Origin of the sequence: Calothrix sp. UHCC 0171 (assembly GCF_034931845.1) — a bacterium.
Lineage (GTDB): Bacteria > Cyanobacteriota > Cyanobacteriia > Cyanobacteriales > Nostocaceae > Brunnivagina.
This window is the reverse complement of the sequence record NZ_JAYGHN010000008.1, coordinates 148,877-161,679: the sequence shown is the minus strand read 5'-3', so window position 1 is coordinate 161,679 and position 12,803 is coordinate 148,877. Positions and strand designations below refer to the sequence as shown.

Sequence of the window (12,803 nt, the reverse complement as noted above, 5' to 3'; positions counted from 1 at the left end):
ATTTGTTAATGGCTATTGGGGCAATAAATCAGGGACTTCCAAGTAATTAACATCCTATTTTTCGAGGGTGTGTTATACCAATTCACAATTCGCAAGTCGCAATGCTTCCTTCGGAAGAGCTTCGCTAACGCAATTAAAAAACTTAGATGCAGCAAAGCTTTCAGGATTTACATCTGTATCAGATTTTTCGTGAAATGGTGTTAGGCGTAAGCCTGAACTCGCCGTCATCTCCAAAAATAGAATTGAGTAATTTATTTTTTGGATTTCCCTAAACAAGAAAATTAAATTTAAAACATATCGAATTAGAACTAGCTCTTTCAAGGTGCTGATGAAAAACCTTGATTTGACGTACCAACTGTTCGAGAAACTGAGAAACCGGCTTTCTCTCCAAACTAATTCAGAAAATTCTCATTTTTCAATCAAAGAAATCTGGTTTCTAACGTTAGTCGTTATTCACCTTGAAAGCTATAGTCCTACGAACTGCAATCGATATCTTTAAGATATCGATAAATTTATCATCGAATGATTTATCTGTAGGTTCAATCCCAAATCTAATCAGATAACATTAGTCACTTTGGGACTTCGCAGAAAAGTGTCAAAAATTACAAATTGTTGCGATTTGATTCATTTTCAGAGAAATACTTATCAAATTATCTTAATCTAGCCTTTTAGTAGCTCAATTTTTGACTGTTGATTTGTGCTGGCGGCACAGTCGCCCCTATGGGAGTATCACTGAATTTTGGGTCTGGAAGTTTTCAGAATCAAAATCTCAATTTAATTGACCTTTTAATGTAGAGAAATTTAGCATGAGCAGCAATTTAGCGTCCAAATTGCGTGTAGGCACAAAAAAAGCTCACACGATGGCGGAAAACGTAGGCTTTGTCAAGTGCTTTTTAAAAGGTGTAGTGGAAAAAAATTCCTACCGCAAACTAGTTGGGAATTTTTACTTCATTTACTCAGCGATGGAAGAGGAACTAGCAAAGCACCACAACCACCCCATTGTTTCTAAAATTAACTTCACCGAGCTTTATCGCAAGCAAAGTTTAGAACAAGACTTAGCCTTCTACTACGGAGCAAACTGGCGGGAACAGGTTCAGCTTTCCTCTGCGGGAGAAGCTTACGTCAAGCGCATTCGCGAGATTTCCGAACAGGAACCAGAATTATTAATTGCCCATTCTTACACTCGTTACTTAGGGGATTTATCTGGCGGACAAATTCTTAAAGGAATTGCCGAAACTGCCATGAATCTGACTGATGGTGGCACAGCATTTTACGAGTTTGCGGATATTCCTGACGAGAAAGCTTTCAAAGTCAAATATCGTACAGCTTTAGATGAAATGCCACTTGATGAAGCTACATGCGATCGCATTGTACATGAAGCAAATGATGCTTTTGGTGCCAACATGAAAATGTTCCAAGAGTTAGAAGGTAATTTGATTAAGGCGATTGGCGTAATGCTTTATAATACCTTGACTCGTCGTCGTAACCGTGGAAATACGGAACTAGCAACTGCTGAATAATTATCAGTTAGGATTCTCGCCGAAACTGACAAAAAATTAATTGGGGCATTCTTTTTGGGGTTAATCGTCAGCAAGCGGAAAATCACAAAGAGCGTGCCCCCTGTCATCTGTAAAAATTAAATTGCTAATTTGCTAGTAAGTAGGCGATCGCATGGGAAAATGCAAAGGAAGTTAATTTTGACTTTGCACCTCCACACATCCAGCAAAAATGGCAGCAAAAATACCCGTCACAGTCATCACAGGTTTCCTTGGTAGTGGCAAAACTACCCTCATCCGTCATCTGTTGCAAAATAATCAAGGGCGACGTATCGCTGTATTAGTCAACGAATTTGGCGAACTTGGTATTGATGGAGAGTTACTCAAATCTTGTCAGGTTTGTCCAGAAGATGAAGAAAGCAGCGAAAATGAGAATAATGAGAATAATATCTATGAATTAACGAATGGTTGTTTATGCTGCACTGTTCAGGAAGAATTTTTGCCGACAATGCAGCAATTATTAAAGAGACGTGACAAAATAGACTATATCTTGATTGAAACCTCTGGTTTAGCGTTACCAAAACCGTTAGTAAAAGCATTTCGCTGGCAAGAAATTCGTAACGCCGCCACAGTTGATGCTGTGATTACAGTAGTTGATTGTGCGGCAGTTGCAGCAGGGACATTTGCCAGTAATCCCGAAGCAGTGGAAGCACAACGCCAAGCTGATGATAGTTTAGAACACGAAACACCCTTGCAAGAATTATTTGAAGATCAACTTGCATGTGCGGATTTGGTGATTTTGAATAAAACTGATTTAGTGGATAATTTTTCAAAAGCTAAAGTTGAGGAATTAGTTAAACAAGAATTACCTAGAATTGTGAAAATTGTCGAATCGAATCAGGGTAAACTTGACCCATCAATATTATTAGGATTTGAAGCGGCGGTGGAAGATAATTTAGATAGCCGTCCTAGTCATCATGATAGTGAGGAAGAACATGAACATGATGAAGAAATTACTTCCACACACTTAATTTTTGACCGTAGTTTTGACCCAGAAAGGCTACAAAATCAATTGCAAGAGTTGGTACAGCAGCAAGATATTTATCGGATTAAAGGATTTGTGTCTGTGCCCAATAAAGCGATGCGTTTAGTGATGCAAGGAGTGGGAAACCGCTTTGAAAAATTTTACGATCGCCCCTGGAATACCCAAGAAGAAAGACAGACTAAACTAGTTTTTATTGGTCGCGATTTAGATGCATCGAAAATAGAATTAGCACTGAGTAGATAATAGAGAGTAGAGACTGATAAATTCTGTCTTTCTTTATTCTCAGACACCCAATTAACCATTAACCATTAATCATTAATCAAACAATGACTATTTCCCAAATATTTAATCTTGCCAATATTGTTGTGATTCCCTTTTGGCTGTTAATGATTTTTCTGCCTAAATGGAAAATTACACAAAAAGTAATGGAATCATACTTGCCTTTTGTCCCACTTACTTTAACTTATATATATTTATTTGTGATTAGCATTACACCAGAAAATGCTCAAGCTTTATCAAATCCCCAATTAACAGATATCGCTAAGTTTTTTGCTGATGAAAAAGCTGCTGCCACTGGATGGATTCATTTCTTGGTAATGGATTTATTTGTCGGTAGATATATTTATTTAGAAGGAGTGAAAACAGGAATTTGGACTTTCCATTCTCTCGCTTTATGTTTATTTGCTGGTCCAATGGGTTTACTTTCTCATATTTTTACTTACTGGATTAGTAAGAAAATTTTGGGAATTGGAAATACTGAAGAATCGATTATTACTAATCCTCAATAGGCTTTGCTGAAAATTAGCAACCTCCCTGTAGTCGTTCTGCATCAAAATGAGATGCCTGCGGGGGCTATTTTATGTAAAAATTATCAACAACTATATGTAGTATATATTACTGACTTTTTCTGCTCAATATTGAATTTGTATTTAGATATTTATACTTAAATCTTTTAACAGTCAATTTGCAATTTACCGCAAATACCGTAAGGCTTTAGTAATTAGACTAGAGTTATATTCGATTAGGCAATAATTGCAAGAGCGAAATCAAAATCAGGTACATCAAACAATAAGCGATCGCGTCAACTAAAGTGCAGCCTACCCACCACATATCAACTGCTCTGTTTGCTATTGTCTGCATTAGCTAGCTTAGTTTTCTTTGTTTTGAATCGCATATTTATTCCTCAGATATCCTCTTTGAGTTTGTGTCTGGAAATTTCTTCTATTCAGGGTTTTCGGTTATTAAAACAATAATTATAAAATGCATCTTTTCAAACATTTCTATTTCTGGATAAGGCTTAGAGATATCGATATCTATATAGGGGAATAGTACCTGTAAAGCTATACAAAATTTATGGAGATTTTTTGAGATGCATATTCCCGTAGGTATTAAATCACTTGCTGTTAGTTTTCCTAGCGTTATTCGTACAAACGATTATTTCAAAGAAAAATACCCCGATTTAGTCGCAAAATCGGAAGAAAATAGTTTAGGAAGAATGATTTCATTATCTCAATCCCAGCCAACTAATGAGTATGAATTAGAAATGATACCATTTCTGTCAGACCCATTTCGCGGAACAGTAGAAAGAAGAGCGCTTGCCCCAGATGAGTCATCCCTAACCTTGGAATATCGCGCAGCCAAGGATGCTTTAGCAGCAGCAAATATTTCTCCAAGTCAGCTTGACCTAGTAATATCTAGTTCATTTCCATCTGAGTATATAGCTTCTGGTAATGCTGCCTTTGTTGCCCGCGAATTAGGCTTGGAATGCGGTGCTTGGAATCTTGATGCTGCTTGTGGTAGTCCACCTGTTGCTCTGGAAACTGCTTGTTCTCTGATCCAATCAGGAAGATACCGGAATATACTCGTAACTACTTCTTGTACATACTCTCGTCTTGTTGAGGAAAGTGATCCTCTTTCATGGTTTTTTGGTGACGGGGCAGGAGCTTTTGTTGTTAGTTCATTAGAATTAAATCAAGGAATATTAGGCTCAAAGACAATAAATACTAGTATTTTATGTGACCAACTCCGTGTAAAAGGTAATGAAGATGAGCATGGTAATCAACGCCTGAGAATGCAAATGTCCAGAAATATGAACAGAGTAGTTGGGAACGCAGGGGCAGAGATGCTTCGCACATGTTGCGAAGGTGCTGTCGCATCAGCTGGTGTAACCTTAAGTGATATTAACTTTTTCATTTTTAATACACCAACTGCCTGGTTTTCCAATTTTTGTATACGAGTATTGGGTATCAACCCAGAACGTACAATCGACTGTTATCCTAGCTACGCTAATATTGGTCCCGCACTGACTCTCAGTAACCTCTACTATGCTCAAGAGATGGGTAAAATTCGTGAGAATGATCTGATTTTAATGTACGGCTTTGGCGCTGCTAGTAGTGCCTCTGCAACTGTGATGCGCTGGGGAGATGTTGCAATAGGAGCAAAAAGTTATATTTAAATGAAAAAAAGAAGGTAGTTATTATTTACAATCACTATCTTCATTTATCAACTTCAAAATTTTTGTAGAGACGTTATCTTTGAGTACATAACGTCTTTATTATTGGTGCTAAGAGCAAGAAAACTTTTGAATTATATTAATTAGCTGTTTCCTTGATGAGATTATTAAGTCTTCTACCAATTGGTGCAAATTTGCTAATATCAATTTTAACGTCAACGACAAATGGAACTTTAGAATTAATTGCTGTTCGCAATGCTGTTTCGATCTGAGATTCACTCTCTACGCAAATACCATCTGCACCCATACTACGGGCAAGCATGACAAAATCTGTTGGTGAGATTTGTGTATTTGCACTACCATAACCTAGTTTTTTCATTCCTTGAGAACACATGTTATAGCTAGAATCATTCAAGACAATCCAAACAGCAGGAATATTGTATTGGACAGCAGTATTAATTTCGTTATTCATCAGCATTGCACCATCCCCAACTACTGCTACTGCTTTACCCCCATTTGCGATCGCAGCACCAATAACTCCTGTGGTGGCATGTCCCATTGCAGCAAAACCAGTACTTACCCGCCAGCATTTTGATGTGTGAAATTTTAAATGGTGTGTTGTCCAAGCAAAAGAATTACCAGCTTCAGCAATAACTATGGCATTGCTGCCTTCAACTATTACTTTTTGAATTGCGCTCATTAATACTTGAGGTCTGATTAAATCTGTTTCAGAATTACCATTCTCTTCTTGAAGTGTAAAAGTATTAAACTTGGGTGGTAATTGCACTAGGGAGTTAGTTTGTTTAATTGATAATTTTCCCAGCAATAGACTTAGGAATCTTTTGACATCTGCAATTACTGGAAATGTGTTTGCATTGGGATAAGATGCCCCTGGAACTTGTGAGTCAATGTCTACATGAATAAATCCCTTTGGGGGTATCATCGCAGGATTCCAGAATGAGGTAAATTCTCCCAAACGAGTACCTAAGACTAGAATACGTTGAGGCGGTGTTGATTCCATATATTCCAGAACTGATTCATGCCCCGCAAATCCAGTTACACCAAGATATTGAGGATGCTTTTCGGGAAATATCCCCTTACCGCGAGGAGAACTCATGACTGCCGCTCCTGTTCTTTCTGCTAATTGGAGTATTTCTTTGGTAGCCTTGCGGGCACCAAAACCAACCCATATAGCAAAGGATTCAGCAGATAATAATTCGCTAACTTGATTAATGACTTTGTTATCTGGGATGAACAATGGCAATTTTGATTTATCTGGAAAAATATTATAAGCATTACGGGTTTGAACATCAGTAGGAATACTGAGATGAGCGACAAATCCGCCTGGTTGAGAAAATCCAACGGCAAGCTGTTCAGCAATTTCTGGTAATTCATTGCTTGACTTAATGCAATGTGCATAGTGGAACAATTTACCATTGCTAAAAAGCTCTTCTGGCATAGTGTTGAGACTTGTTTCCTGGAATGCCCACTTCCCCTCATTTGTTTCTGAGGTACAAGCCGATATCAAAATTACTTTAGCCCCATCATACCGTGCAGCAGCCATTCCTGTTAATGCATTGATAATACCTGGTCCTGTTGTCGTGAATACTGCCACGGGAGAGTTATTAGCGAAATATGCTTCTATTGCGGCAAAAGCTGCTCCCGCTTCGTGGCGAAAGTGCAGCACGTCTATTGAGCTTTTTTCTAAGGCTTCCCACATTGGTGCGATCGCGCCTCCTCCCACTCCAAAAGCATGACGCACCCCTAATTCTGTCAGCATTTGAACAATACTATCGGCTACTGTCGTTTCTATTAATTGTTTATTTGTAGTTTTTGTTAGAGATTTTTTTTGATTAGATGTTTTATTTAAAAGATTTTTATCGGTAAGTAGCATCAGGATACCTTCTTATATTTTTGTTTTTTGAAAAAATTAGTTTTTTTGTACAACAAATCTAAACTCTTTACATCATATTAAAAATTAATATCAAGTTTGTGAATTAACTTTAAATAATTAAGCGTATACAATAAAAGTAATCTAAATATTTACAAAGATAATTTATTTTTTCTACGTGTTTTAACTTAATTTTTAACTATAAATATAACAGATCGTCATTTACATCATATATCAGAGTAAATACAGATATTTTAAATTTTTGTCTATTTTAACGTGAGTTTGACGGAACCTCTCCCTGGTTTTTGCAAAGCAAAAACCGTCCCTCCCCTATGAAGGGAGGGATAAGAGAATAAAGAAAATAAAGCTAAAATGTTTTTGCTGGAAGCTGATTATTCAATTGGAATAGATATTATAAAAGCGGCTCCTTCTCCTGGTGTGGAATCAACATCTAAAATTCCACCATGTTTTTCTACTATAATTTGATGTGCGATCGCCAGTCCTAAACCTGTTCCTTTACCTACAGGTTTGGTAGTAAATAAATGGTCGAATATTCTAGTTTTTATCTCCTCCGTCATGCCTGGACCATTATCTTGAATTCTAATCGTAACCATTTTTTTATTATCACTCAAGCTGGTGGTAATAGTAATGCAATTAGGATTTAGTTCAATTTCCTGAAAACTACTTCCTATATTAGATTCTTCCAAGGCATCAATAGCATTTGCCAGGAGATTCATAAATACTTGATTTAATTGTCCGGGGAAACACTTAATTTCGGGCAAAGCACCATAGTTTTTGATGATTTTAATCTGGGGACGAGATTCAGATGCTTTTAAACGGTGCTGGAGAATCATGAGAGTGCTGTTGATACCCTCATGAATATTAAAAGGAATTTGCTTCTGTGTATCTGCTCTCGAAAAAGTCCGCAAACTAATACTAATATCGTAAATACGCTCAACAGCTTGTTGCATGGAAGAAATTACTTTAGGTAAGTCTTCTTTTACATAATTGAAGTCTCTAGCTTCTATTTCCTGCGTAATTTCAGCAACTGGATGAGGATAATGTTTTTGATAAAGCTCAATAAAGGTTAATAAATCTTGTACGTAGTCGCGTGCAGGTTGTAAATTACCAGAAAGGAAGTTAATTGGATTGTTGATTTCATGTCCTATTCCTGATACCAAATTACCCAAGGTAGACATTTTCTCACTTTGTACTAGTTGTAATTGTGCTTGTTTGAGTTCTTCAAGCGAAATTTTTAGCTGTTGAGCATTATCTTGAGATTGCTGATATAAACGAGCATTTTCTAAGGAAATTGCAGCTTGGGAACAAAGTAGATTAATCACCTGTAATCTATCGTTTGTAAATGCTCCAGTAGTAAGATTATTTTCTAGATACAAAATAGCAATTAATCTACCTTGTTTGAGAATTGGATTACACAACAGACTCTGAGGTTGATTGAGAATAATATAAGGATCAGTGAGGTTTTGATTTTGAGATTTGGAATCATCAATTTTGAGTTTAGAACCATTGAAAATCACATGTTCTCGCTTGCGTAATACATAGTTTATTAAATTTAGAGGAACATCTTGACTGTCTTCAATAGGAATTGATTGTAAAACATTAATAACTTTGTTATTTGATAATGCGATCGCCTCAATAAGCAATTTGTCAGAGTTGGGTAAAATCAGTACAGCTTTCGACGCAGCCGCATTTTCAATCAAGACTTGCATGAGATTAACTAGCAATTTATCTAGTTCAATTTCACCACTAATTGCATGAGAAGCTTTGATTAAACTCACAAAATCTAATGCTTCAATAATTTTTGTACTATTCCCAGTAATTGTTTTTCCATAACTATTATTAATCGAAATAGTTTCTTTAACATTTAAAATGCTAATTTCTTTTTGTTTTGTTGTACTTAATAAATCAGGATAGTTTTTTTCGAGATGTCTTACTTTGGCTAATGCTCCCCAACGTGCATAGCAATAATAAGCATTGATTAAATATGTTTGGGCGATCGTTTGTTTTCCCCAAGCCAAGTAGAATTTTGCAGCAAGTTCGTTTGCGAGCGCCTCTTCTTGAATATATTCATTCTCTTTGGCAAAATAAACAGCTTTATCATAATAGTCCATTGCTGTTATTTTCTCATCTAGAACTCGATATCGTTCTGCTTCTACAAGGTAATACTTATGTAAGAAATTCATGGGAGCATGATTTGCCCAATGTTGCATTTTCTCTTGATTCGCATTTACCTTTTCTAAAAATTGATTTTTTTCTAGCGATGTTATATCAGAATATATAGCTAATCTAGTAAGTGAATCATAGAGATAAAAAGCTGGTACAGTGAGAGAACCAGTAACGCTAGGTAGATATTGTTCTGTCTCTACTGAATATTCTAAAGCTGATGTTAGATTATCAAATAAATAATTGAGAACTAGCTTATTAAAATTTACTATAGCTATTGCCATAATAAAGTTTGTTTCTTTGTGTATTGGCATCATCACTGTTTCATCGTAGCTTTCACCAACTAAAGAACAAGTATCCTTACTTTTATTCATTAAATTTAAAACAGTCTGTCGCCAAATTTGAATAGAATAAAGACTTGTTGTTCGTTGAAGCCGTGCAAGGTTATCACAATAAGCAGCCATACTAAGTTCTATTCCTGTTAACTCCTGACCTGTTAAATAAGCAATAGAAGAATAGTTATATAAACTATATGCTGCAAATTCTAAATCTCCTGCATCTAAAGCAATTAGATAGGTTTTCTGTAATGGTTTTAAAAACTGACGAGCATGATTTTTCCATAGTCCAATAAAGCTATTATATGGCATTAAAATCTTTGGTTGTAGTGAATTAGCGTTGGTTTTTAATAATACATTTAAAGATAATTGTCCAAATTTATAGCCTGATTCAATGTCACCTATGACACCACACAAAAGTAAACCGTAAGTACAATAACCAAATGCAGAGATTCCTGTATTACCATATGTAATGGATAAGTCAACCATTTTTAAACTGACTAAAGGCACAAATTCGGGACATCCAAGATAGACAGCAGCGAAAATAGTAGATAGAATAGGCATTGCTGCTAATATTTTCAGATTAGTCATTTCTGGCAGATTAATTAAATCTGCAATTTCCCGATCGCCTAATTTTTCTGCTGTTGTTTGGAATGCTTGTTGAATGTCTGCTGGTGATGGAGTTTCTGGAAATTCAATATTCAGAAGTTTGAGAATATCTAAAGCTATTTTTAAGGCTTCTGTAAGTCTATTTTGTACGATATCTGCTTGAATTTTAATTTCATATACTCTAACTTTTTCTAAAAGACTTTTAGCAGAATCAATAACTATTGTTGCTAATTCCTCCATCCTTTCAAAATCACCACTGAGATAAGCTGCTTCACAAGCTTCTTCATGTAATTCTAAACAGAATGAATAGTTATTTTGCCAGCTATCTGCGCTGATTATTTTCAACCCTATATTCAAATAGTTCATTGCTGCTGTATAAGCTGTCGCAGTTTTTGCTTTACGTCCAGCAATTAAATTTAATCCTGCTAGTTTATTTAGTTCTTCTTGGCTGTTAATTAACTCCGCACCATAATTTAACTGATTAACAATATTGAATATTTTTTCTTCCCTTTCTGCTTCCTGAATATTATTCAATAGCAGTTGACCAATGTTGAAATGTGTAGCTTTCTTTTCGGCTTCGGGAATTAAAGAATATGCAGCTTGTTGAATGCGATCGTGAATAAATTTATAAGTTGGTAGCTGATGATGATTAATTGCTATTTTCGCAATACTTTCTTGCTCTTTTGCGAATAATAAATCATCAGCATCTCCTTTAAAAAACTTATAGACTTCGTTAGTGGGAATAATGAGTCCTTCCTGTAATGCCTCCCATAAATCAATTGCTGTTTCTTCTTGTGACTTATTATTAACAACTGCTAGCGTACCTAAGTCAAATTGATGACCTATACAAGCAGCTAATTTAAGTGTTTTCTGAGTTACTGCTTTTAGCTTTTGCATCTGAATTGCAATAAAATCGACAACGTTATCTGAAAGTGATAACTCTTGAATTTGAGATAAATTGCACTGCCAATATCCTTCATCAAAGTTATAGTAAATTAGTTCTTCTTGGTATAATGATTTGAGAAATTGGGCGCTAAAGAAAGGATTTCCCTGTGTTTTCCGGTAAATAGATTTTGTAACTGGTTGGGCAATTTCTGGGGAACATTTCAATGTATCTGCGACTAAATTTGTGAGTTGATGTTCGGATAAAGGTTTGAGTGTAATAGTATTGACTTCAACATTTTCTTTAGAAATCGCATCTAATGTCAGCATTAATGGATGTACTGCTGAGACTTCATTATCTCGATAAGCTCCAATGATCAGCAAATGTTGGCTTTCTTTTTCGCAAACTAGCATTTGCATCAAATTCAAAGATGCAGAATCTGCCCATTGTAAATCATCAATAAAAATGACTAAGGGATGTTCTTTAGCTGTGAAAACTTGGATGAATTTTTGGAATAGCAAGTTGAAGCGATTTGTGGCTGCACTACCTGTAAGTTCTGCAACTGCTGGTTGTACACCAATAATTTTTTCCAGTTCGGGTATTACCTCGGTAATGACTCTCCCCTGTTCCCCCAATGCTGCCAATATCTTGCTTTTCCATTGCTGGAGTTGGTTGCCACTTTCGCAGAGTATTTGCTCAATTAAGTCACGGAAAGCTTCTAAAAATGCTGAGAAAGGAATGTTACGCTGGAATTGGTCGTATTTCCCTTTAATAAAGTAACCCCGTTGTCGCACTATTGGTTTATGGATTTCGTTAACAACGGCTGTTTTACCAATACCAGAAAAACCAGCCACTAACATCATTTCCACCCCTTTATTTGTCTTGTTATTGGGGTTAGCAATGCGTTCAAAAGCCGATAAAAGTGATTTTACTTCAGTTTCGCGACCGTAGAGTTTTTCCGGGATGGCAAAGCGATCGCAAATATCTCTTTGTCCTAAATTAAATTTGACAATTTCTCCAGTCTCTTGATAACTTTGCCAAGCTTTTTTGAGGTCGTATTTTAATCCTAAAGCACTCTGATAGCGCTCTTCGGCATTTTTTGCCATTAGTTTGGTAACTATATTGGCAAGAACTTCTGGAATTGCTGGATTAATACTTCTAGCCGAAGGAGGTTGTTTTGCCAAGTGACAATACACTAATTCCATCGGATCATTACTTGTAAAAGGTAATTCTCCGGTAAGTAATTCAAAGAATGTCACACCCAAACAATAAAAATCACTTCGCCAATCAACCAATCGGTTCATTCGTCCGGTTTGTTCAGGGGAAATATAAGCTAAAGTACCTTCTAATATATTCAGCGACTTGGGTGTTTGCGTTTCTCTTGGTAGTAAAGAAGCAATACTAAAGTCAATTAGTTTAATCTCTTTTGTAGTGGGGTTAATGAGAATATTGGCAGGTTTAATATCTTTGTGAATGACGCGATCGCGATATAATCCATCTAGAGTTGTTACGATTTGTAACGCTATGGGGAAAAAATCACTGAGGAAATTGAAATTTTCTCTGTGGGTATATTCCTGTAATGAAATTCCCCCAAAATCTTCCATCACTAATGCATAGCCATTTTGGTAGGGTTCCAAGCTATAGGTTTTGATGACACCAGGAAAATTGAGATTTTTGGCAATGGTATATTGGTTACGGAATAAAAGTAATTCTTGGAAAGTGGGATATTCACTTCGCAGCAATTTAATTATTACTGGCTTGTTACTTTTTTCCTGAATTCCTCGATATACAAGTGTTTTTGCGCCAGCGTAAATTTCTTCGAGGAATTGATAACCGATTAGCTCCATTATGTTCACTCCCAGTGATTAGTTTTGCACCTAGAGGTATTATTCCCAATACAAGCCTCAA

Annotated in this window: 7 protein-coding genes; 4 read left to right on the top strand and 3 right to left on the bottom strand. The window is 36.1% G+C overall.

The window, feature by feature from the left end; translation table 11 throughout:
* Positions 1-72: 72 nt before the first annotated feature.
* Positions 73-228 (bottom strand): hypothetical protein, encoded by a 156-nt coding sequence (locus VB733_RS09040; protein WP_323339743.1) that lies wholly within the window; start codon positions 226-228, stop codon positions 73-75.
* A gap of 578 nt (positions 229-806) precedes the next feature.
* On the opposite strand from VB733_RS09040, the gene VB733_RS09035 reads away from it, so the two are divergent.
* The 4 genes from VB733_RS09035 (at position 807) to VB733_RS09020 (ending at position 4,996) form a co-directional block, all read left to right on the top strand.
* Positions 807-1,520, top strand: a complete 714-nt coding sequence (locus VB733_RS09035) for a heme oxygenase (biliverdin-producing) (RefSeq protein WP_323339742.1) — start codon at positions 807-809, stop codon at positions 1,518-1,520.
* 208 nt (positions 1,521-1,728) lie between these two features.
* Positions 1,729-2,784 (top strand): cobalamin biosynthesis protein CobW, encoded by a 1,056-nt coding sequence (gene cobW / locus VB733_RS09030; RefSeq protein WP_323339741.1) that lies wholly within the window; start codon positions 1,729-1,731, stop codon positions 2,782-2,784.
* Between the two features lie 83 nt (positions 2,785-2,867).
* Positions 2,868-3,329 (top strand): ABA4-like family protein, encoded by a 462-nt coding sequence (locus tag VB733_RS09025; protein WP_323339740.1) that lies wholly within the window; start codon positions 2,868-2,870, stop codon positions 3,327-3,329.
* A 581-nt stretch (positions 3,330-3,910) separates the two neighbouring features.
* Complete coding sequence (locus VB733_RS09020; protein ID WP_323339739.1) at positions 3,911-4,996, top strand: 3-oxoacyl-ACP synthase III family protein; 1,086 nt, start codon at positions 3,911-3,913, stop codon at positions 4,994-4,996.
* A gap of 136 nt (positions 4,997-5,132) precedes the next feature.
* Here VB733_RS09020 and VB733_RS09015 read toward each other — a convergent pair whose 3' ends face one another.
* Positions 5,133-6,887, bottom strand: coding sequence for a thiamine pyrophosphate-dependent enzyme (locus VB733_RS09015; protein WP_323339738.1), 1,755 nt, complete (start codon positions 6,885-6,887; stop codon positions 5,133-5,135).
* 389 nt (positions 6,888-7,276) lie between these two features.
* On the bottom strand, positions 7,277-12,742 hold the full coding sequence (locus tag VB733_RS09010; RefSeq protein WP_323339737.1) for an AAA family ATPase: 5,466 nt from the start codon (positions 12,740-12,742) through the stop codon (positions 7,277-7,279).
* Positions 12,743-12,803: the final 61 nt, after the last annotated feature.

Excerpts from the sequence above, each read along its gene's own strand:
- VB733_RS09040 (WP_323339743.1), bottom strand. The coding sequence starts at position 228 with ATGACGGCGAGTTCAGGCTTACGCCTAACACCATTTCACGAAAAATCT.
- VB733_RS09035 (WP_323339742.1), top strand. The coding sequence starts at position 807 with ATGAGCAGCAATTTAGCGTCCAAATTGCGTGTAGGCACAAAAAAAGCT.
- cobW (WP_323339741.1), top strand. The coding sequence starts at position 1,729 with ATGGCAGCAAAAATACCCGTCACAGTCATCACAGGTTTCCTTGGTAGT.
- VB733_RS09025 (WP_323339740.1), top strand. The coding sequence starts at position 2,868 with ATGACTATTTCCCAAATATTTAATCTTGCCAATATTGTTGTGATTCCC.
- VB733_RS09020 (WP_323339739.1), top strand. The coding sequence starts at position 3,911 with ATGCATATTCCCGTAGGTATTAAATCACTTGCTGTTAGTTTTCCTAGC.
- VB733_RS09015 (WP_323339738.1), bottom strand. The coding sequence starts at position 6,887 with ATGCTACTTACCGATAAAAATCTTTTAAATAAAACATCTAATCAAAAA.
- VB733_RS09010 (WP_323339737.1), bottom strand. The coding sequence starts at position 12,742 with ATGGAGCTAATCGGTTATCAATTCCTCGAAGAAATTTACGCTGGCGCA.